17 protein-coding genes and 1 pseudogene are annotated in these 20,754 nt (G+C 70.0%); 9 read left to right on the top strand and 9 right to left on the bottom strand.

The genetic code is table 11. The features are described from left to right. Nucleotides 1–13: 13 nt before the first annotated feature. Nucleotides 14–787: a glutaminyl-peptide cyclotransferase gene (locus ABZV58_RS12645; protein WP_355000260.1), complete on the bottom strand. Its 774-nt coding sequence runs from the start codon at nt 785–787 to the stop codon at nt 14–16. Nucleotides 788–804: 17 nt separating this feature from the next. Here ABZV58_RS12645 and ABZV58_RS12640 point away from each other — a divergent pair. Together ABZV58_RS12640 and ABZV58_RS12635 are read left to right on the top strand one after the other, a co-directional pair. Then, nucleotides 805–1,521: pseudogene (locus ABZV58_RS12640) on the top strand (DUF3027 domain-containing protein); the annotation flags it as partial. A 1,205-nt stretch (nt 1,522–2,726) separates the two neighbouring features. After that, complete coding sequence (locus ABZV58_RS12635) at nt 2,727–6,065, top strand: ATP-binding protein (protein WP_355000548.1); 3,339 nt, start codon at nt 2,727–2,729, stop codon at nt 6,063–6,065. Nucleotides 6,066–6,086: 21 nt separating this feature from the next. On the opposite strand, the gene ABZV58_RS12630 is transcribed toward ABZV58_RS12635, so the two are convergent. Next, entirely contained in the window at nt 6,087–6,701 is a 615-nt protein-coding gene (locus ABZV58_RS12630) for a TetR/AcrR family transcriptional regulator (protein WP_355000259.1), read from the bottom strand. 126 nt (nt 6,702–6,827) lie between these two features. Between ABZV58_RS12630 and ABZV58_RS12625 the strand changes: the two genes are divergently transcribed. After that, entirely contained in the window at nt 6,828–8,870 is a 2,043-nt protein-coding gene (locus tag ABZV58_RS12625) for a neutral/alkaline ceramidase (RefSeq protein WP_355000258.1), read from the top strand. On the opposite strand, the gene ABZV58_RS12620 is transcribed toward ABZV58_RS12625, so the two are convergent. Further along, nucleotides 8,871–9,113 (bottom strand): DUF2530 domain-containing protein, encoded by a 243-nt coding sequence (locus ABZV58_RS12620; protein ID WP_355000257.1) that lies wholly within the window; start codon nt 9,111–9,113, stop codon nt 8,871–8,873. Between the two features lie 27 nt (nt 9,114–9,140). Between ABZV58_RS12620 and ABZV58_RS12615 the strand changes: the two genes are divergently transcribed. Continuing rightward, entirely contained in the window at nt 9,141–9,614 is a 474-nt protein-coding gene (locus tag ABZV58_RS12615) for a MarR family transcriptional regulator (protein ID WP_355000256.1), read from the top strand. A gap of 33 nt (nt 9,615–9,647) precedes the next feature. Here the strand turns inward: ABZV58_RS12615 and ABZV58_RS12610 are convergent, their stop codons facing one another. Beyond that, nucleotides 9,648–10,049, bottom strand: coding sequence for a YccF domain-containing protein (locus ABZV58_RS12610; RefSeq protein WP_355000255.1), 402 nt, complete (start codon nt 10,047–10,049; stop codon nt 9,648–9,650). Between the two features lie 79 nt (nt 10,050–10,128). Beyond that, entirely contained in the window at nt 10,129–11,334 is a 1,206-nt protein-coding gene (locus ABZV58_RS12605; protein ID WP_355000254.1) for a GNAT family N-acetyltransferase, read from the bottom strand. Nucleotides 11,335–11,476: 142 nt separating this feature from the next. On the opposite strand from ABZV58_RS12605, the gene ABZV58_RS12600 reads away from it, so the two are divergent. After that, nucleotides 11,477–12,280: an RNA methyltransferase gene (locus ABZV58_RS12600; RefSeq protein WP_355000253.1), complete on the top strand. Its 804-nt coding sequence runs from the start codon at nt 11,477–11,479 to the stop codon at nt 12,278–12,280. An 11-nt stretch (nt 12,281–12,291) separates the two neighbouring features. Further along, complete coding sequence (locus tag ABZV58_RS12595) at nt 12,292–12,609, top strand: DUF2537 domain-containing protein (protein ID WP_355000547.1); 318 nt, start codon at nt 12,292–12,294, stop codon at nt 12,607–12,609. Nucleotides 12,610–12,694: 85 nt separating this feature from the next. Here the strand turns inward: ABZV58_RS12595 and ABZV58_RS12590 are convergent, their stop codons facing one another. The 3 genes from ABZV58_RS12590 to serC form a co-directional block, all read right to left on the bottom strand. Further along, nucleotides 12,695–13,438 carry a hypothetical protein gene (locus ABZV58_RS12590; RefSeq protein WP_355000252.1) on the bottom strand — a complete coding sequence of 248 codons (744 nt, stop codon included), beginning with the start codon at nt 13,436–13,438 and terminating at the stop codon, nt 12,695–12,697. A 264-nt stretch (nt 13,439–13,702) separates the two neighbouring features. After that, nucleotides 13,703–14,818: a septation protein SepH gene (sepH, locus tag ABZV58_RS12585; RefSeq protein WP_355000251.1), complete on the bottom strand. Its 1,116-nt coding sequence runs from the start codon at nt 14,816–14,818 to the stop codon at nt 13,703–13,705. A gap of 351 nt (nt 14,819–15,169) precedes the next feature. Beyond that, complete coding sequence (serC, locus tag ABZV58_RS12580; protein ID WP_355000250.1) at nt 15,170–16,294, bottom strand: phosphoserine transaminase; 1,125 nt, start codon at nt 16,292–16,294, stop codon at nt 15,170–15,172. Nucleotides 16,295–16,449: 155 nt separating this feature from the next. On the opposite strand from serC, the gene ABZV58_RS12575 reads away from it, so the two are divergent. The 3 genes from ABZV58_RS12575 to ABZV58_RS12565 all read left to right on the top strand — a co-directional run bounded on the left by ABZV58_RS12575 (nt 16,450) and on the right by ABZV58_RS12565 (nt 19,391). Continuing rightward, on the top strand, nt 16,450–17,139 hold the full coding sequence (locus ABZV58_RS12575) for a hypothetical protein (protein ID WP_355000249.1): 690 nt from the start codon (nt 16,450–16,452) through the stop codon (nt 17,137–17,139). A gap of 76 nt (nt 17,140–17,215) precedes the next feature. Then, nucleotides 17,216–17,857 (top strand): TetR/AcrR family transcriptional regulator, encoded by a 642-nt coding sequence (locus ABZV58_RS12570; protein WP_355000248.1) that lies wholly within the window; start codon nt 17,216–17,218, stop codon nt 17,855–17,857. Between the two features lie 85 nt (nt 17,858–17,942). Continuing rightward, nucleotides 17,943–19,391, top strand: a complete 1,449-nt coding sequence (locus ABZV58_RS12565) for a lipase family protein (protein ID WP_355000247.1) — start codon at nt 17,943–17,945, stop codon at nt 19,389–19,391. A gap of 109 nt (nt 19,392–19,500) precedes the next feature. Here the strand turns inward: ABZV58_RS12565 and ABZV58_RS12560 are convergent, their stop codons facing one another. Further along, nucleotides 19,501–20,649: a citrate synthase 2 gene (locus ABZV58_RS12560; RefSeq protein ID WP_355000246.1), complete on the bottom strand. Its 1,149-nt coding sequence runs from the start codon at nt 20,647–20,649 to the stop codon at nt 19,501–19,503. Between the last annotated feature and the right edge of the window lie 105 nt (nt 20,650–20,754).

Genomic DNA, 20,754 nt, shown 5'->3' with positions numbered 1-20,754 from the left:
GTCCCGCCGCGATTCAGGCGGGCACGAAACGGACCTCGAACACGGTCGGCCAGTATTTCCCGGTGATCAGGAAGCGGTCGGTGCCCGGGAGCTGGGCGATGCCGTTGAGCACGTCGGCCTGGGCGCGCTGCTCGCGGGTGAGCAGGTCGGCGGCGTCGGCGACGCCGAGCACTTCGCCGGTGTCCGGGTCGATGCGCAGGATCCGGTTCGTCGGGTAGTCGTTGGCGTAGACGGAACCGTCCGCTGCGCAATCGAGTTCGTTCAGGTGCGCGCCGCTGCGGTTCTTCAAGGTCACCGAACCGGTGGGGGCGAAGGTGGCCGGGTCGCGGAAGGTCAGCGTGTTCGAGCCGTCGCTCATGACCAACCGGCCGTTCCGCGCGCACAGCCCCCAGCCCTCGCCCTGGTAGGCGGCCTCGGCCCGGGTCGCGAGGGTGACCGGGTCGCGCGCGAAAGCGACGCCGTCCTGCCAGGTGAGCTGCCACAGCGTGTCGCCCGCTCTGGCGATGCCCTCGCCGAAATACGGGGCGGGGACTTCGGCGCGGGCCAGTTCGGCGCCGGTCCGCAGATCCGTCGCGCGCACGGTGGAGCGACCACGCAGTCCGGTGCCTTCGTAGAGGACGTCGCCGTGCACCTCGAGGCCCTGGGTGAAGGCTTTCGGATCGTGCGGCCGGGCGCCGACGACCTCTATCCGCAGCCGCGGCGGCTCGGGCTCCTCGGCGCCGCAACCGCACGTCGCGAGCAGACCGACCAGCACACCGATGGCCAACGCACGCCGATTCCGCTCCATACGGCAAAATGTAGGCCGTGAGCGCAGCATCTGTTTCGGAGTCCGACGTCCGGCCGGTCCTTGCCGAAGCCGCGGACCTGGCCCGCCGTGCGCTCCTGGAGTTGGAGCCCTCCGCCGTCGGCGCGCACCTCGGCGTCAGCGTCGAGGACGAGAGCGCGGCGACCCACCGTTTCGAGGCCACCCTGCCCGGCTATCGCGGCTGGCAGTGGGCCGTCGTCGTGGCGGCCCCGCCCGGCGCCGATCGCGCGACGGTCAGCGAGTCCGCGCTGCTGCCCGGTCCGGACGCCTTGGTCGCGCCCGAATTCGTGCCGTGGGACCAGCGGATCCGGCCGGGCGATCTCGCGCCCGGCGACCTGCTCGCCCCGCCGCAGGACGACCCCCGGCTGGTGCCCGGCTACGTGCGCAGCGGCGACCCGGAGGTCGACGAGGTCGCGCTGGAGATCGGCCTCGGCCGCACCAAGGTGCTCAGCGAGGAAGGCCGTATCGAGGCCGCCGAACGCTGGTACTCCGAATACGGCCCCGACACCGAGATGGCCAAGGCCGCGCCGTCCACCTGCGGCAAGTGCGGCTTCTACGTCCCGCTCGCCGGTGCCCTGCGCGCCGCTTTCGGCGTCTGCGGCAACGCGATGGGCGCGGACGGACACGTGGTGCACGTCGAATACGGGTGCGGCGCGCACTCCGACGTCGTCGCACCGACGGGCAACGGTTCGCCGCTGTACGAGGCCTACGACGACGCGGCGTTCGATGTGATCGCGCCGGAGGAGTTGGGCAAAGACGCCGAGCGGTCCGTTGCCGAAGAGGTTGCGGACGAAGAGGTTTCCGCTGAAGTGGAGACGGCCGATGCGTCGGTTCCCGCTGGCGAGTCGAGCGCTGAAAGCGTCTCGTCGGTAGGAGAGACGGCCGCCGTGACCGAGGACGGTGCCGGGAGCACTGCTCCATCCGTGTCGGAAGCGGCCGATGCGTCCGAGGCGGCCGCTGTCGACCTGAGCGCCGAAAGCGCCCAGTCGGTGCCGGAAGCCGCCGTCGCGATCGAGGACGGCGCTGCCGACGCGAGCGCTGTTAGCGCCCCGTCGGTGCCAGAGGCTGCCGTCACCCCGGAGAACGGCGCTGCCGCCGTGAGTGCTGAGACCGTCCGGTCCGAGCCGGAGGCCGTCGCCGCTGAGGCGGACGCTGCCGAGACGAGCGCCGAGGTACACCCGTCGGTGCCCTCGGAGACGGCCGCCGATGCGGATGCGAGCGCTGAGACAGCGCCGTCGGCCGATGCGGGCGAGTCGGGAGTCGAGACCGCGGACGCTGGGCAGGCGGAAGCGACCGGTGCCGAGGCCGCTCTGGCCGAAACGGCTTCGACCGCAACCGAGCTGAGCGCCGATGATGCCGCCGTGAGCGGTGATGCTCAGGTCGATGCCGTGGTCGACGAACAGACGGCTGTCGAGAGCGAAGCCACGACCGGCGCTGTGGGCGTCGAACGGGCGGAGTCGGAGGCGGTCACCGATGCCGTGGCCAGCAGCGACGAGCGAATCGCTGTCGAGGGTGAAGCCGCGACCGGCGTCGAGGGCGTCGAGCAGGCGGAAGTGGTCGCCGAAGCTGCCGCGGCCGAGGCCCAGCCGGAGGCGATCGCCGACGCGACGGCGGCCGAGTCGGCCGTTGCCGATGCGGCGGAACCGTCGACGCCGCACGACCTCCTCGCCGCGGATGTCGCCGCGGCCGAGGACGAGGCCGAAGGTGCCGCGAACGATGTCGCCGCCGAGTTCGGTTCGAAGACCGACGCGGAGCAGCCGTCGGGTGACATCGCCGCGGTTGACGATGCGGCGGAGGGTGAGACCGACGCGGCTGCGACTGACGTTGCCGCCGAGCCGGGTTCGGCGACCGACGCGGGACCGGAGTCCGGGTCATCGCCGCGGAACTGACGGGCTCGGCCGACCCGTTCGGCACCGAGGGGCTGCGCGCCGCCGTCCTCGCTTCCTGGCGTGATTCGCCGACCCGGCTTCGGGAGGATGCCGCCACCGAGGCGGATCTGGTCCGGGCCGGTTACCGCGATCGCCTGCTGACCGAGCTGGCGCAGAATGCCGCCGACGCTGCGGCCAAAGCGGGTGTCGCGGGTCGGATCTCCGTTCGGCTGGACGGTCGCACGCTGTACATCGCGAACACCGGTGCGCCCTTGGAGCTCTCCGGCGTCCACGCGCTCACCGCCCTGCGCGCTTCCGGAAAGGCCGAACCGACCTCCGTCGGCCGGTTCGGCGTCGGCTTCACCGCCGTGCTCGCGGTGAGCGACGACATCGAATTCCGTTCCACCACCGGGTCACTGCACTTCTCCCGCGCCAGGACGCGAGAGGCCCTGCGCGAGTATGGGATAGCTACACCGGGCCTGGTCGCCGATCACCATCGTCAGGCCGACGCGCCGCGCAACCATCCGGCCGTTGCGTCGGGCGACGGTACTGCCGTTGCGTCGCGCGATGATTCGGCCGTTGCGTCGGGCGATGATTCGGCCGTTGTGTCGGGCGACCGTTCGGCCGTTGCGTCGGGCGACGGTACTGCCGTTGCGCCGAGCGACGACACCGCCGTTGCGCCGAGCGACGGTGCGGCCGGTTCGGCGGGCAACACGGTTCCGAACGACGCCGCGCAAGCTTTCCAACCTCCGGCCCTCCGGTTGACCTGGCCGCTGGAGGCAGGTCCCACACCGGGGTTCGACACCGAAGTCGTATTGCGCCTGCACGCCGACATCGACGCCGACGCATTGCTCGCCGCCCTGCGCGACGAGGCCGCGGATCTGCTCCTGGAACTGCCCGCCCTGCAATCCATTCGGATCGGCGACGACGAGTTCACCTCCGCGGTGCGCGAACTCGGCGGCGGCCTCCAGGAACTACAGGTGTCGGGTCCGGATGATCGTCGCCGAACGTGGTGGCAGTTCCGCACCGCCCGCGCGAGATGGCTGCTGCCGCTGCGCGAGGGCAAACCCCACGCCGCACCGCACGACGTCCTTCGCGCGCCCACGCGCTCCGACGAGGAACTGTCCCTCCCGGCCCTGCTGATCGCCGACATTCCGATGCAACCGGACCGGCGCCGCCTGCTACCCGGCGCCCGCATCACCGAACTGGCCTCCGGCTACGCCGATTTCGCACGCGCCCTCCCCGCGACCGACCGCCTCGTCCTGGTCCCCACACCAGGGTTCGCCCGCAGCGAGACCGACGGCCTGCTCCGTGAGGCCCTCATCCGCGAACTGCAAACGCACCCCTGGCTGCCGGTGGTCGGCGCACCCTCGAAGCCTGGTCCCGCCGCCGAGCCGGGCCGCGTCACCGAAGCTGGCCCTGCCGCTGAGCTGAATCTCGACGCCGCGCCGAACTCCGCCGCCCGGTTGGGCTCCGTCGCAGGGTCGAGCTTCGAAGCGGCTGCCGACTCCGCCGCTGGGCCCACCCCTGCCGAGCTGGACCTCTACGCCGACCCGAACGTCGGCGCCGAGTCCAGTTCCGGTGCTGCGTCCACCGTCGCAGCGGGGACTTACTCCGGCCCGGCATCTGGTCTTGCCGTGGAGTCCGGGCCCGGCGCGCACCCTGCCGTCGGGCCAGCCGCAAATGAAATCCCCGCGGCCGTACCCGCCCGCGCGAGCGTCTTCCCCGACCTCACACCGGAATTGGCCGACCTCCTCGACGACATCGTCGGCCCCTTGGTCATCCCCGAGCTCTCGGGCCGCGCCCACACCGAGGCCCTCGCGGTCCTGGACGTGCACCGCCTCGGCCTCGCCCGGCTCGCCGAACTCTCCGCCGGTGTGGAGCGCCCGCCCGCTTGGTGGCGGGATTGGTACGCGGCGCTGGAGCCGTTCGTGGTCGACCCGCTGTCCGCCGAAGAGCTCGGCGCGCTGGCTGTTCCGCTGGCCGACGGCCGCCTGGTGACCGGTCCGCGCACGGTCGTCCTCGACGACATGCTCGAGGTCGCCATCCCGCTGCACTGGGCGCGCCTGGTCCATCCGGAGGCCGCGCACCCACTGCTGTCCAGGCTCGGTGCGCGCTCGGCCACCGCGGCGGACCTGCTCGCCGATCCGGCGCTGCACGCGGACCTGGAAGACCACCCCGACGATCCCGACCTGGTCGACGCGGTGCTCCGTTTGGCCGCGTACGCCGATCCGGACGCGCTGCCGCCCTGGCTCGGCTCGATCGAATTGCCGGACACCGCAGGCGAATTGCTGCCCGCCGACGAGCTGCTGCTGCCCGAGGCGCCGCTGTACGCGCTGCTCGTCGAGGACGCGCCGCTGGGCACCGTCGCCAAGGAAATCGTGGACGAGTACGGCGCGCAGGCGCTGCGGGCCGTGGGCGTCGGCTGGGATTTCGGCGTCGTCTCCGAGTCCGACCCGACCGGGCCCGATCATCATCTGGACGACGAAGAGTCCTGGTGGGCGAGCCTGCCCGAGGAGCCCGCCGAGTTCGCGGCCGTCCGCGACCTGGACCTGATCGATGACATCGCCTGGCCGGACGCCCTGCACCAGCTGCTCGCCGAACCGAAGACCAGGCGTCTGCTCGCCGACCCGGACGGCTACACCGCGTGGTGGCTGCGCAGGCATGCCCGCCTCGACGGCATCCCGCTCGGCCACCACCTGCATCCCGACGACACCGAATTCACCGGGCTGCTCCCACGGTTCGCGGTTCCCGGCCTGAGCCACGCCGACTTGGCGGTACTGCGCTCGGTCCTCGCGGATCCGGAGCGAATCACCCCGGAGCTCGCCGAGGCGCTGCTCGCGGCGCTGGCCGATCCGGCGAACAACCCTGAGCCGCAGATCGTTTCGCGCGCGCACCGCCACCTGGCCGCCGCGGCGTCCCGTCTCGACCTCACCGAGCTGGTGCTGCCGGAACGGGTGCGCGTACTGTCCGGCGACGCGGTGCAAGCCGCCGACGCGATGGTGCTCGACCTGCCGTGGTTCGGCCTCGCGCTGCCCCCGGATCGCCTGGTGCTCGGCGACCAGGAGACCGCACCGAGCCTGGCGACCCTGCTCGACCTGCCGCTGGTCTCGGAGTCGGTGACAGCCGAGGTACTCGGCGCGGGCCGACGCACCTCGTGGTCCGCCGACCCGCTGGGAGTGGTTCTGCGCGAACTGTTCTCACTCGCACCGCAGGACGGCGAGCTGGTGCTGCACGACGACCTGCGCGTGCGGCTGTCCGGCGCGGTGACCGGGACGGTGTCGGTGCCTTGGTGGCGCGTGGGGACCGAGACGCACATCCGCGTCCCGAGCCTCATCGACACGACGACGCCCGAAAGCATCATCGACGGAACGACGTTCGAGAGCCCTTAGACGCTACGAACAGCGGAGGGCCTAGGTCGCGTACCCCGCGAGCATCTCGCTCAGCAGATCGAGCTGCGCCCGCACCGCTTCGCTGTCGTTGTCGACCAGCCAGCGCAGCACGACGCCGTCGATCACGTTGAGGGTGAACCGGCTCAGTGTCTGCACCGGCACCGACCACGAGGTGGCCGTGGCGTCGCGCGCGTGATCGAGGATGTCGGCGACCGTGGAGTCGTTGAAGGCGTACTGTTCGCGCGCGATCGCGAGTTTCTTCGGGGTCTGTTCCCCTTCGCGCAACGCATATGTGGTTGTTTCGTAAGTGAGCAGTTGTCGTTCCGGTGTGGCTTCGATGTTCAGCCACATCAGTTCGAGTCCGGCGCGCACCAATTTTTGAAGCGCTTCTTTTCCACTTTCGACGTCTTGCCAAACTGTTTCATTGGCGTCGACGGAATCGCGTAATTCCATCGACAACGCCTTGACCAGCTCGGTCATCAGCGCGTCCTTATTTTCGAAACAGTAATGCACCACACCGAGTGAGACACCGGCTGCTTGAGCCACATCGCGCGTGGTCACACCGGCCACGCCCTTTTTTTCGGCAAGGCCGATAGCGGCCTCGATAAGGTGGGCCCGTCGTTCTTCGACGCTCAATCGGGAGGACACCTCAGCGAGTTAAGCGCTCGCGGCGCGTGCAGTCAATTCGCGCCGCCGAAAAATCTGGACTGGACGCGCGTCCAGTTGTGTGGTTCGCTGCCAAACGGACGAAGGGAGGCTCGGATGCCGGTGTCACGCAGAACGGTTCTCGCCCGAACCGCGGCGGGGTCGGCGGCGCTCGCGGCCGCCACGACGATCGGATCGGGGCCGACCGCGGGTCCCGCCGCCGCCGCGCCGGACTCGGGCTATCAGGTGGGCGTCGGCATCTCCGACATCACCGGCCCGGCCGCCGAGTGCGGAATGATGGGTTACTCCCAGCTGGAGCAGACCACCGCGGGCATCCACCTGCGCCCGCGGGCGCGCGTGTACGTGATCGCCGCGGGCGGGCGGCGCGTCGTGTTCGTCGTCGCGGAGAACGGCATGATCTTCCAGTCGGTGCACCGCGGCGTGCTGCTCGAGCTGGCCCGTCGCTTCGGCGATCTCTACACCGAGCAGAACGTGCTGCTCACCTCCACTCACTCGCACGCGACCTGCGGCGGCTCCAGCCACGACTACGCCTACAACCTGTCCATCCTCGGCTTCCAACAGCAGGTGTACGACGCCGAGGTGAACGGGATCGTGGAGGCCGTCGCGGCCGCCCACGCCGATCTCGGGCCCGCGTCGCTCGCGCTCGGCCGCGCGGAACTGCACGATGCCAGCGTCAACCGCTCGCGCGTCGCCTTCGACCGCAACCCGGCCGCCGATCGCGCCTACTTCCCCGACGCCATCGACCCGGCGGTGACCGCGCTCTCGATTGCCAAGGGCGGCAAGCGGATCGGCGCGATCACCTGGTTCGCGACGCACAACACGTCGATGACCAACGCCAACCGGTTGATCAGCGGTGACAACAAGGGTTACGCCTCCTTCGCCCACGAACACACCGACCACGGCGTCCGATACCTCGACGGCGCACCGGATTTCGTGTCGGCCTTCGCCCAGACCAACGCGGGCGACATGTCGCCGAACCTGAATCTGCGCCCTGGATCGGGACCGACCGAGGACGAGTTAGAGAACACCCGGATCATCGGTGAACGCCAACACGACGCCGCCGAGAACGCGCTCAACACGGCACGCTCGCTGAGCGGACCCGTCGACTCCCTGCTCTGCTACATCGACCTGGCGAACATCGCGGTAGACGGGCGATTCACCCCGGACGGTCGACCGCGGCACACCGCTCCGGCCGCCGCGGGCGTCTCGCTGATCGCGGGCAGCGTCGAGGACGGCCCCGGTCTGCCCGGCGGCCCGATCCCGGAAGGCGTGCGCAACCCGTTCCTCGGCGCGCTCGGCGATCCGAACCAGCCCGCACCGGCCTGGCTATCGGATGCCCAGGCACCCAAGGCGATTGCCGCGCCGCTGGGTCTGCTTCCACCGGTGCCGTGGGTGCCGAGCGTGGTGCCGATCCAGCTGATGCGGATCGGCGAGTTGTACCTGGCCGCCGCGGGCGGTGAGTTCACCATCGTGTCCGGGCTGCGGGTGCGCAGGGCCGTGGCGGAGGCGCTGGGCGTCGACGTGGAACAGGTGCTGCTCCAGGGCTACGCCAACGCCTACCACGAATACGTCACCACCCCAGAGGAATACGACGCCCAGCAGTACGAGGGCGCCTCGACGCTCTACGGCCGCTACACGTTGCCCGCCTACCAGCAGGAATTCCACCGCCTGGCAACGGCTTTGGCGGCCGGGGCGACGGTCGCGCGCGGACCCGCGCCGCGTGACGTTTCGAACCTCCAGCCGAACTTCGTGCCCGCGCCGGGTCCCGACGCCACCCCGCCGGGCCGTGGCTTCGGCGACGTGCTGACCCAGCCCGCCTCCTGCGCGCGCGGCGAACGCGTTGTCGCCGAGTTCGTTTCGGCCCACCCGAAGCACAACCCGCGACGCAACGGCACCTTCCTCGAGGTGCAGCGCAGCACCGGAACCGGCTGGGTGCGCGTTGCCAACGAGGGGGAGTGGGCGGTGCGGTATCACTGGAGCAAGCGCGGGTCCGCCGAATCGGTGGCCCGGTTCACCTGGGACGTTCCCGCCGACGCGGAGCCGGGGCAGTACCGTTTCGTGCACTTCGCCGACAGCCTCGGCGCCGACGGCGTGCTGCGCCCCTTCACCGGGGTGAGCGCGGAATTCCAGGTGAGCTGATCACTCCAAACCGGTCTGCGCGCCCTTGTCGCCGCGCCGGGCGCCGCGGCGCTGGATCAGGAAGATGGTCGAGCCGATGAGGCCGACCACCAGGCCCATCAGACAGACGGGAAGCGCCGGTTCCCAGCTCTCGGGTCCGGCCCACACGACGATGGTGGCGACCACCCACAGCGCGCTGCCGACGACGAGCACCGGCCGCGGATCGGTCAGCCGCGGCGGGATCTCCGGCACTTTCTGGGTCACGGGCTCAGCGTAGCTGCGGGAACCGGCATGCCGCACCCAGCGGGTCCCGTATCGTTTGCCACTGTGACAACGTCATCGGATGTTAGAGCCCTCGCCGGTGAACTCTCGCTGGCGGTGGTTCGGCTGACGCGACATCTGCGGGGGCGACGCGCCGACTCACAGATCTCGCTGACCCAGCTCTCCGCCCTCGCCACCTTGGCGCGCGAGGGCGCGATGACGCCCGGCGCGCTGGCCGCCAAGGAGCGGGTGCAGCCGCCGTCGATGACCAGGGTCATCGCGTCGCTGACCGATCTGAAGTTGGTGGAGCGCAAGCCGCACCCGACAGACGGCCGCCAAATCATCGTCTCTCTCTCGGAATCCGGCCGGGCGCTGATCGCCGACGAGGCCAGCGCCCGCGAAGCCTGGATGACCGAACAGCTCTCCACCCTCACCGGCGACCAGCTCGAGATCCTCACCCGAGCCGTCGCCATCATGAAGCAGATCGTCTCCGAATCGGAGTAGTCCGCTTCGCGCGGGATCGCGAGTGGTGCTTCCCTACCTGGCGGCGAACGGCTGGTCGCTGTCGACGATCTCGCGTCCGAGCGGGAACAACGAGAGCGGAATGAACTTCAGGTTCGCCCAGCCGAACGGGATGCCGATGATCGACAGGAACAGCGGGATGCTGGTCAGCAGGTGGCCGAGCGCGAGCCACCAGCCCGCCACGATGAACCAGATGATGTTGCCGATCAGCGAGCCCGCCCCCGCGCCGGGCTTCTCCACCGTCGTGCGGCCGAACGGCCACAGCACGTAGGCCGCGATGCGGAACGAGGCGATGCCGAACGGGATCGTGATGATCAGGATGCAGCAGATGATCCCGGCCAGGATGTAGCCGAGCGCCATCCAGAACCCGGCGAAGATGAGCCAGATGATGTTGAGGACCAGCTGAAGCGGCTTCATATCTCCAGGATGCCAGCCAGCGCCCGGCCGCGGGGAAGTTACCGGCCGGGCGCGTCGGCCGGGAGAACCGGCCCCTTCGTCAGAAGAACCAACCCAGCACCGCGTCGCGATCGGCGCCGAACGCCTCCTCCAGCGCGCGCAGCTTGGCGGAATCCTTGGCCTGCAACCGATTCGCCGCCGCGAACGCGCGCGCCGGGTACGCGCCGAGGTACATGCTGCCGAGCACGTCGATGCCCAGTTCGATGTCGGCGGCCCGGTCGGTGCGCACGCACTCGGCGCGTCCGTCGCGCACGGTGAGCGCGAAAACGCCGCCCGCGTCGCGGAAGGGATCGGTGACGGAGAGGACGACATCGAGATCGGTCCGGTAGTCGCGGGCCGTGAGCGCCGCGGGGACGTCCATGAGACGCAGCCAGAGGCCGTCGTAGCGGGCGGTCGTGCGAACCAGCCGCGGGTTCTTCAGCAGGTAGGGGAGCGGGTCGTTGTCGCTGAGCTCCGCCTTGATCCGGGTGACCAGGTCCAGACCGAACAGCGCGCGCCAGAGCGCCGCGTGCGCGTCGGCGGTGACCGCCCGCATCTCGTCGATCTCGACGGTCATCTCCCTGGCTTCGTGGTGGTAGCGATACAGCGCGTAGCCGTCCGGATGCAGCAGCGTGAAAAGGTCGGAGCCGCCGCGGCGGAACCGCTCCGGATCGGCGAACAGGTTGCCCCACGACGCGTCCGGCCGCACCTGCGCGCCCGGCGTCAGCCTGCGCCAGCGGTCGTAGATCTCGCGAACCCGGTCGGTGACACTCGCGAGCATCACGAGCTCGACGCCACCCGGATCCGGTGTGGTCGGCAGGAATTCGGCGAACCTGCGGTCGATGGTGACCGCGTTCTGGCGCACCGCGGGGCCGTAGCCGAACCGACCGTAGATGCCGCCCTCGCTGGCCGTGAAGATGGTCAGCGGCAGGCCCTGCGCCTCGGTGCGCCGGTGCTGTTCGACGTACATCGCCCGCAGAATGCCGCGCCTGCGGTGCGTCGGCGCAACACTGACCCCCGCGATGCCGCGGGCCGAGACCGTTCGCTCGCCCGGCACGGTCAGGATCATCTCTCGCGAGTGAACCTGCCCGACTACGCGATCACCGTCCACCGCCACGATCGTGTCCAGCGGCGCGAACAATCGCACCGCCCGTTCCAGCCACGCATCGTCCTGCCGGACCCCGAACGAGGTCTCGGACAGCAACCTGATCGCCGCGGCATCCGCCTCGGTCGCCGATCGAATGGTGATGCCGGGCACGAGCGTCATGGGCAGATCGTCCCATGTATGAACACCGCCGCGCACCGGAATTTCGCTGCGTCACCGCGCCGGTCGGCAGCCTGGGACCGGGAGGGAACGATTCGCGGGTGGCGGTTTCTGGTCGGGGTCCGGGGGCGGGCAGGATATGGCGGTGGCCGAAGTGATCGATATCGATGATCCCAGCGATTCCCGGGTCGACGATTTTCGCGACCTGGCGTCGGCGGATCGGCGGCCCGACCTGCCGGGGCGCAAGGGGCTGGTGATCGCCGAGGGCGTGGTTGTCGTGCAACGGATGCTGGACTCGCGCTTCCGGCCCAGCGCGCTGATGGGGGTCGCGCGCAGGTACGAGCAGTTGGCCGAGGATCTGGCCGGGGTGGATGTGCCGTTCTACCGGGCTACGGCCGAGGTCATGGCCGAGATCGTGGGGTTCCATCTCAATCGCGGGGTGCTCGCGGTGGCGCGGCGGCCCGCCGAGCTGACGCTCGACGAGGTGACCGAGGGCGCGCGAACCGTCGCCGTCTTGGAGGGCGTGAACGATCACGAGAATCTAGGGTCGATGTTCCGCAATGCGGCGGGGCTGGGGGCCGAGGCGATCCTGTTCGGGGACCGGTGCGCCGATCCGCTGTACCGGCGCGCGGTCCGGGTGTCGATGGGGCATGTCCTGCGGGTGCCGTTCGCGTCGGTGCCGGACTGGCCGAACGGCCTGGAACTACTGCGGCGCAAAGGATTTCAGATCATCGCGCTCACCCCGAACCCCACGGCGCCGAATCTGGCCGCCGCGATGACGGGCAAGCGGGTCGCGCTGCTGCTCGGCGCGGAGGGGCCCGGACTCACCGAGGAAGCGATGCGGGCGACCGACATCCGCGCGCGCATCCCGATGTCGCCGGGCACCGATTCGCTGAATGTGGCCACGGCCGCGGCCATGGCGTTCTATGAACGAGTGAGAACGTCGTGAGGGACGAGGACATGGTGGATCACCCGACGAACGGCGCGTACCGCGGCTATCCGCCCGTGCAGGACCCGACGCCGTGGGCCGCGGGTATCACCGTGGTGGTGATGGTGGCGCTGCTGGCGGCGGTGGCCGTCTACGCGTTCGGGATCGCGCTCGCCCAGGTGCATCCGCTGCTGGCCGTCGCGGTGAACCTGGTCGCCGCCGGTGGCGCGGCGCCGACCGCGTGGCGCTCGCGGTTCACGCCGGTGACCAGGTGGGTGCTGCTCGGCTGCGGTGTCGGCGTTGTGCTCGGGTGGTTCGCGCTGATCGTCGACGGTTTGTCGGCGCTGTGATGCCGCGGCGCTGAACGATCCGGCGCTGTGACTCCGGCGGCGAGTGATCCGGCGCCGGGACATTCGGCGGCCGAGACGATCGCCCTCAGCCGACGCGATCTCCGCCGCGCAGCCAACCGAACAGCCCACGCCTCGGCTTGATCGCGGGCTCGATCACTTCCGGGCCGATCGACTTCGAGCGATCCGGCGCCTCGCCTTTCGGGTACAGCGTGAATCCGCACACCGCGATATCGCCCGGCGCCAGCGCGCCCTGCGGCGAGGGAGCCCGGTAGTGGAAGCCGAGCCATTCGTTGTTGGCGGCGTCGGCGAAATCGGGCGGGTCGAAGGGCAGCGTCTGCGGGTCCGGCAATTCTCCGGCATGCCAGCGAACGGGATGCTCGCCCGCCCAGTACGACCGCTCCCAGACCAGCGGAAGTCCCTCGTCCTCCAGGATGTTCACCCTGGTCGAACTGAACGCACGGCGGAATTCCCCGCGCTCCCAGTGCGCGAACGCGCCCCAGCCGATGAGGGTGTCGAAGGAGATCAGATAGGTGTGGTCGGAGGCGAGCGGGCGAACAAGCAGCTCCGGCAATCGTGTCGGCCTCGGTAGCGCGGCCTGTGCCGAACACACAACTGTGACACCGGGATAGCAGCCGATGTACACCTCGTCGGTGTCCGGGCCCGCGCAGCCGCCGAGCGTGCCGACCATCTTCGGCACCACGTCGTGGTCGCCGTAGAGCTGTTTGGCGAGCGCCAGCGCGGCCTCGGGCTCCGGGTCGTGATCGGCGCGCAGTACCGCCAACGGGTCGGGGGCGTCGACATACCAGAGAGACGAGGCTTTGGACAGCATTTCCGGCACCTCCCGATGGTCGCACGAAACTACTCCGCGAACTTCCAGCTACCGCCCGTGTCGGATGACGGCGCACGTCGTCTTCGACACATCGGAAAATCTACTCGCCTCGGACGACCCGCGACGCAGCTTCGGCAACGGAACACGCCAGCGCGAAGAGAATTTCGGGGCGCAATCGAGTTTTCGGGGTGGAACTGTGATCCAGCAACCTCGACTAGCGATTCAGCAAACTTCCGGGTGCGCCGAAAACCGCGGCGCGGCCGGTCAGTGACCCGAGCTGCGCACGCCGAGCAGCACGTCCTCCCAGGACGGCATGGGCGCCTTGCCGCGCTTGGTGCGGTTCGGCTTGGCGGGCGCGGACTTTGCGTTGCCGGGCTTGGTGTTCTCCTCGGCGGGCGCGGCGTTCGCGGCCGGAGCCGAGGTGTTCGCGGCGGCGGCCGGTGCGCTGGTGGTGGGAGCGCTCGCCGCCGGGGTGGCGGTCGTGCTCGTCGCGGGAGTGGTCTTGGCGCTCGCCGCGGGAGTGGTCTTGGCGCTCGGCGCGGGCGCCGTGTTGGTGCTCGCCGCCGGTGTCGCGGTGCTGGTGCTCGCGGCCGGGATCGTCGCCGCGCTACCGCCCGCGGCCACTGCCCGCTGCTCGAAGTACTCGTCCAGGGTCGGCTGCGGCTGCCGGGCCGTCGCGGGACGCGCGGTGGGCGCCGGGGGAGTTTCCTTGCGCGGCTCGACGACAGGTTCGGCCGGCGCGGGCGCCTCCAGCTCGGCTTGCGGCGGCAGGACGGTCGCCAGACCGCGCAGCGCACGGCCGAAATCGGGATCGATCAGATCCGCGGCGGGATCGTCGAGCGGCGAGACCGAACCGCCGTGCGCGTCGGGCTGGTAGCGCCAGTGCGCGGCGATCTCGGAACGCCCGTTCTGCCACTGCAACTGGGCGACCCAGAAGCCCTTCTCGTCCTTCCACGCATCCCACTCGGCGTTCTCGAGCGTGTGCCCGCGCTCGGTGAACGCGGCGGTGACGATATCGATCAGGGTTTCCACGGCGGGGCCGTCGGGGCGCACGGGGTGCGCCTTCTGGGCGAGCTCGGCGGCGCGGGCGCGCTCCAACAGCACGGGATACGCGAAACGCTCGACCCGGCTGGCGGGCATGCCGGATTCTTCGGTGACCTGTTCGACGGAGGCTCCGGCGCGGATACGAGCCTGGATATCGCGAGGACGCATAGAAGCTTCCATTTCGATCTCGATCTGGCCGAATCGGGCAAGGTCTCCGCGCGCGGCGGCTCGTAGCTTGTCGTCTGCGGGCAGCCGGAACTTCTGGCCGGACTCGGTGTCGATGCACACGATGTGCGTGGAGTCGGGCGTCACCCCGATCACTCGAAGTTCACGCACCGTTACCTCCTTATCGCGTCGGCTCGCGACACCGCCCACTTTCCGAAACAGTAGTGCACACTCGATGATCTCGAGGCAAGACACGCTGCACCAAAATCTGCCGCCCCCAGACGGAAAACGCTAATGTGTCCTCTTTGTGCGCGGGTGCGCGACCTGTCGTGTCGCGTTTTCGAGCGGTCGAGACTCGCGCCCGTCGCGCATGCGCCTGGACCGCTCGATAATCTGATCGTTCACGAATCCAGGCTGGTAGCGCGGGTGTTCAGTGGTCTTTACGAGGGTGCGGCTCTCGGTGGGTGATCAGAGCACGATGCCCGTGGTCTCGGTGAAACCACGGGCATCGAAAGAATTCGCTCAGGACAGCTTTTCGACGACCCAGTCGATGCTGCGGGTGAGCTGACTCACGTCGTCCGGATCGATCGCCGGGAACATGCCGACGCGCAGCTGGTTACGGCCCAGCTTGCGGTAGGGCTCGGTGTCGACGATTCCGTTGGCCCGCAGCACCTTCGCGACCTGCGCCGCGTCCACCGAGTCGGCGAAGTCGATGGTGCCGACGACCTGCGAGCGGTGCGCCGGATCGGTGACGTACGGGGTGGCGTATTCGCTCGACTCGGCCCACGAGTACAGCCGCGAGGAGGAATCCAGCGTCCGCTTGACCGCCCAGTCCAGGCCGCCGTTGCCGTTCAGCCACTCGATCTGGTTGGCGAACAGCAGCAGGGTGCCCAGCGCCGGGGTGTTGTAGGTCTGGTCCTTGGTGCTGTTGTCGATCGCGACCGGCAGCGAGAGGAACTCGGGGGTCCAGCGGCCGCTGTTCTTGATCTCCTCGACCCGGGCCAGCGCAGCGGGGCTCATCAGCGCGACCCACAGGCCGCCGTCGGCGGCGAAGCACTTCTGCGGAGCGAAGTAGTAGACGTCGGCGTCGGTGATGTTCACCGGGAGGCCGCCCGCGCCGGAGGTGGCGTCGATGGCGATCAGCGCGTGCTCCGAACCGGCCGGACGCTGCACCGGAATGGCCACGCCCGTGGAGGTCTCGTTGTGCGCCCAGCCGATGAGGTCGGCCGACGGATCGGCCACCGGCTCAGGGGCGCTGCCCGGCTCGGACGAGACGACGATCGGGTCGCCGATGAACGGGTTGCCCTTGGCGACGGCGGCGAACTTGCTCGAGAACTCGCCGTTGGTCAGGTGCAGCGAACGCTCGCGGATCAGGCCGAACGCGGCGGCGTCCCAGAACGCGGTGGTGCCGCCGTTGCCGAGGACGACCTCGTAACCATCCGGCAGGCCGAAGAGCTCGCGCAGGCCGTTGCGCACGCGCGCGACCACGTCCTTGACCGGCTTCTGCCGGTGCGAGGTTCCGAACACCGAGGCCCCCACCTTTACCAGGGACTCCAGCTGTTCCGGGCGCACCTTGGAGGGGCCGCAGCCGAACCGTCCGTCGGCGGGCTTGAGGTCGTCGGGAATGGTCGGGAACGCAGTGGTCATGGCCAATAGGGTAAAGCGTGTCCGACCTGCTCGGTTCGTGCGGGTGGGTGCCGCAGGGCCGTCACGTCCTGCAAATCGGCGAAGGTGTGATCAATTACTCATAGGGAAGCCGTATTGCTGTGGCGTACGACACAGTACGGCTACCCTTTTCGGCCATGGGCATGGCGTCGGCTAACTCGGGGTGGCGGTTGCGGGCACGGCGATCACGGAATTTCGGCCTGCGGGCGGGCGCGCTGTCGGGCGCGGCGCGGCGCGAACTGCTGATCCACGGCACGGCGGGATCGGCGACCATCCTCGGGCGCAAGATCTCGTCGCCGTCGTTCGCCAGGACGTTCGGTGGCCCAGGACCGCAGCCGCGGCGGGAGCCCGGCCACGTTTTCTGGGTTCGGGTGCAGATCGACGGTGCGGTCCCGTACGAGACCCGGGTTCGGCAGCGCACGCGCGAGGAAGACCTGGAGTGGATGCAACCCGGCGACGTCGTCGCCTGCCGCGTCGATCCGGGAGACCGGGACCGGCTGGTGCTCTACCTCCCCGACGCGGACGAGGCGACGAGGGTGAGCATCGCCAAGATTCTCGCCGACGGCCGCAGGGCCGACGCCACCGTGCTCGCCGCCGCTCCGGTGGCGGCCGATTACGCGGGCCACGACGATCCGGTGCTTCGCCTCGATCTCGAGCTGCGGGCCTGGGACGAACCGCGGCCGTGGCGGGTCCGCCTGATCCAGCCGCTGCCGCTGGCCGCGATCGGCCTCGTCGATCTCGGTCAGCATCTCGAGGTGGCGTTCTTCGCCGTCGATCACGGCGAGTCCGTGGCGGTGGACTGGGCCGCCTCGCTCGGCGAGGAGTAGCCCGCCGCTGCGGAGGATTCCGGCGTGCGGTGGCTGAGACGCCTCGGTTGTAATGGCCCGCACTAGGGTCGCCGGTGTGAGTGCGGCGCGGTCCAGACACAGTTACTCCGGGCAGTCGGTCGCGGAGCGGCAGGTGGAGCGCAGGGCGCTGTTCGTCGAGGCGGCGCTCACCGTCTTCGCGGAGAAGACGTACGCGCAGAGCTCGATCACCGATCTGTGCGCCGCCGCGGGTCTGTCGCGGCGGCAGTTCTACGAGCAGTACTCCGGGCGGGAGGAACTGCTCGTCGAGGTCTACGACCGGATCCACGCGCAGGCGCGCGCGGCCGTCGCCGAGGCGCTCGCCGCGGCCGGGACCACCGACACGCGCACGCTGCTCGACGCGGGCATTCGGGCCTATGTCGGAGCGGTCGTCGGCGACATCCGCAAGGCGAAAGTGGCCTTCGTAGAGATCGTCGGCGTCAGCGAGGCGGTCGAGCTGCATCGCGCGCGGGTCAGGGACGAATGGGGCGCGGTGGTCGAGGTGGCGGCGGCGGCGCTGCCGGATGTGCGCACCCCGCCGGGCGGCTGGCGCGTCGCGATGGCCGCGTTCATCGGCGCGGTCAACGGCGTGGTGCACCAGTGGAGCCTGGACGATCCGCGTCCGCCGGTGGACGTCCTCGTCGACGTGCTGACCACCCTGCTCAGAGCACTCGCGTTGCCAGAGGGCGCGGCCAACTGATTGCGATCGACACCACATTCGTGCCATAGTGTGGCCCACGTTGAGACGCGGGAGTCTCAATCGTGAAGCCGAAGGATGTGGGTCGATGAGGACCGTCACCGGATCGCGCTGGACGCGCCGGTTCCACACTGTGTTGATGAACGCCGGGGCGGTGTCGATGCGCGCCGGGGCGGTGTTGACGATGGCCGCGGCGGTCGCGGGGGTTGGGGCGCAGGCAGGCGCCGAGCCCGGCGCGCCCGAGGCTCCGCCCATCGAGGCCGCGCGGGTGCTGCCGCTGCCGCCCGAGCTGGATCCGGGCTTCTATCGCCAACCACCGGAGGTGCTCGCCGCCACCGCACCGGGCGAGGTGATCGCGGTACGCCAGGTCAACGTCGCAAACTTCGGTTTGATCCCGCTCAACGTCGACGCCTGGCAGGTGTCCTACCGCTCCAACGACAGTCGCGACCAACCGATTTCGGCGGTCGCCACGCTCATCAAGCCGCGCGGCGTCGCGCCGGAACCGCGCAAGCTGCTTTCGGTGCAGATCGCCGAGGACTCGACGGCGGGCTACTGCACCCCGTCGTACGCGTTGCAGCACCTATCGATCGCGCCGCTGGTCGGCCAGATCGTCGCGCCCGGCGAGTTCGTCTTCGCGCAGGCCGCGTTGCAGCAGGGCTGGGCGGTCGTCATCCCCGATCACCAGGGCCCGAACTCGGCGTACGCCGCGGGGCCGCTCGGCGGCCGGATCACCCTGGACGGCATCCGCGCCGCGACGGCCTTCGAGCCGCTCGGCGTCGGACCGGACGCGCCGGTGGGGATGTACGGCTACTCCGGCGGGTCGATGCCGACCGGACACGCCGCCGAGCTGCACAAGACCTACGCGCCCGAATTGAACATCGTCGCCGCGGCGCAGGGCGGCGTCGGCGCCGATCTCGGCGCGACGCTGAACATGGCGAACAACCAGGCGACGTCCGGACTGGTCTTCGCGGCGGTGATGGGCCTCGCGCGGGAGTACCCCGACTTCGCGGCGTTCCTGGACCGCAACATCGACCCCCTGGGTCGTGCGCTGATGGCCTTGAAGGCGCCGCTGTGCGTGCAATACCAGTCGGCGCTGTTCCCGTTCCTGAACATGAAGGGCCTGCTGCGGACGCAGGGGGACCCGTTGCACGACCCCGTGGTCCAAGCCATGCTCGAGGACACCAAGCTCGGCAAGACCGTGCCGGACATGCCGATGTTCCTCTGGCATTCGGCGTGGGACGAGATCCTGCCGCTCGGCTCGACCGACCAGTTGGTGAACACCTACTGCCAGAACCCGGACGCGCGGGTTCAGTACACCCGCGACCACGCCAGCGAACACATCCTCGCCGAGGTCACCGGCGGACCGGCGGCGCTGCTGTGGCTGCGGGACCGGCTGAACGGCGTGCCCGCGGCGTCCGGTTGCGCCACCACCGACATGCCGACCATGCTCGCGACCCCGGGGGAGCTGCCCTTCCTGGCCTCGGTCTTCGGTGAGACCGTCGCGTCGTTCTTCGGCAAGCCGATCGGCGCGCGCTAGACCGCGTCACAACAGCCGTTCTCCAGCGTCGCCGGATACGACACGAGCCGGAAGCCTTGACGGGCAAGTCAACCCGTCGAGGCGTCCGGCTCGCGAACGTGTTCGATGCTCAGAGGTGGGCGATGGCGGACCAGCCCGCGACCTCTTCCGGCTTGCGCGCGGCGGGGCCGGTGTAGATGGCAGCCGGACGCACCAGCTTGCCGAGCTGCTTCTGCTCCAGGATGTGCGCGCACCAACCCGCGGTCCGGCCACAGGTGAACATGGCGGGCATCATGTGCGCGGGGACCTCGGCGAAGTCGAGGATGACCGCGGCCCAGAACTCCACGTTGGTCTCGATGGCGCGGTCGGGACGACGCTCACGCAGCTCGGCGAGCGCGGCCTGCTCCAGCGCCGCCGCCACCTCGTAGCGCGGGGCGCCCAGACGCTTGGCGGTGGCGCGCAGCACGCGGGCGCGCGGGTCCTCGGCCCGGTACACCCGGTGGCCGAAGCCCATCAGCTTCTCCTTGCGGTCGAGGATGCCCTTGACCAAGGCGCGGGCGTCGCCCGTCTTCTCGACCTCTTCGATCATCGGCAGCACGCGGGCCGGTGCGCCGCCGTGCAGCGGGCCGGACATCGCGCCGATCGCGCCGGAGAGCGAGGCCGCCACGTCCGCGCCGGTCGACGCGATGACGCGGGCGGTGAAGGTGGAGGCGTTCATGCCGTGCTCGGCGGCGGAGACCCAGTAGGCGTCGATGGCCTCGGTGTGCCGCGGGTCCGGGTCGCCCTTCCAGCGGGTCATGAAGCGCTCGGTGACCGTGGTGCACTCGTCGATCTTCTTCTGCGGCACCGCGGGCTGGTAGATGCCGCGCGCCGACTGCGCGACGTAGGACAGCGCCATCACCGAGGCGCGGGCCAGGTTCTCGCGGGCTTCCTGGTCGTCGATGTCGAGCAGCGGCTGGTAGCCCCAGATCGGCGCGAGCATGGCCAGACCGGCCTGCACGTCGACGCGCACGTCGCCGGTGTGCACCGGCAGCGGGAACGGCTCGGCCGGCGGCAGACCGTGGCCGAACTCCCCGTCGACCAGCAGCGCCCACACGTCACCGAAGGTCACCCGGCCGCCGACCAGGTCCTCGATGTCGACGCCGCGGTAGCGCAGCGCGCCGCCGTCCTTGTCCGGTTCGGCGATATCGGTGGTGAAGGCCACCACGCCCTCGAGGCCGCTGACGAAATCGCTCGGTACGGTGGCCTGGCCACCGGGAACAGCGGGGCTGGTAGTCATGTTGTGACTCTCCTTGCACTTCGGGTCGCACGAGTTCTCGCCGCTTGCGACTGCTTGCAGGCCGCTCGAAGCAACGCCGCTAGCGACTGCTTGCAGGTCGCTGGA

Source organism: Nocardia sp. NPDC004654 (genome assembly GCF_040609595.1).
Lineage (GTDB): Bacteria > Actinomycetota > Actinomycetes > Mycobacteriales > Mycobacteriaceae > Nocardia.
This window is presented reverse-complemented; position numbering and strand designations above follow the sequence as displayed.

Excerpts from the sequence above, each read along its gene's own strand:
- ABZV58_RS12605 (WP_355000254.1), bottom strand. The coding sequence starts at position 11,334 with ATGACGCTCGTGCCCGGCATCACCATTCGATCGGCGACCGAGGCGGAT.
- ABZV58_RS12560 (WP_355000246.1), bottom strand. The coding sequence starts at position 20,649 with ATGACTACCAGCCCCGCTGTTCCCGGTGGCCAGGCCACCGTACCGAGC.
- ABZV58_RS12565 (WP_355000247.1), top strand. The coding sequence starts at position 17,943 with ATGAGGACCGTCACCGGATCGCGCTGGACGCGCCGGTTCCACACTGTG.
- ABZV58_RS12575 (WP_355000249.1), top strand. The coding sequence starts at position 16,450 with ATGGGCATGGCGTCGGCTAACTCGGGGTGGCGGTTGCGGGCACGGCGA.
- serC (WP_355000250.1), bottom strand. The coding sequence starts at position 16,294 with ATGACCACTGCGTTCCCGACCATTCCCGACGACCTCAAGCCCGCCGAC.
- ABZV58_RS12625 (WP_355000258.1), top strand. The coding sequence starts at position 6,828 with ATGCCGGTGTCACGCAGAACGGTTCTCGCCCGAACCGCGGCGGGGTCG.
- ABZV58_RS12645 (WP_355000260.1), bottom strand. The coding sequence starts at position 787 with ATGGAGCGGAATCGGCGTGCGTTGGCCATCGGTGTGCTGGTCGGTCTG.
- ABZV58_RS12615 (WP_355000256.1), top strand. The coding sequence starts at position 9,141 with ATGCCGCACCCAGCGGGTCCCGTATCGTTTGCCACTGTGACAACGTCA.
- ABZV58_RS12610 (WP_355000255.1), bottom strand. The coding sequence starts at position 10,049 with ATGAAGCCGCTTCAGCTGGTCCTCAACATCATCTGGCTCATCTTCGCC.
- ABZV58_RS12595 (WP_355000547.1), top strand. The coding sequence starts at position 12,292 with ATGGTGGATCACCCGACGAACGGCGCGTACCGCGGCTATCCGCCCGTG.
- ABZV58_RS12590 (WP_355000252.1), bottom strand. The coding sequence starts at position 13,438 with ATGCTGTCCAAAGCCTCGTCTCTCTGGTATGTCGACGCCCCCGACCCG.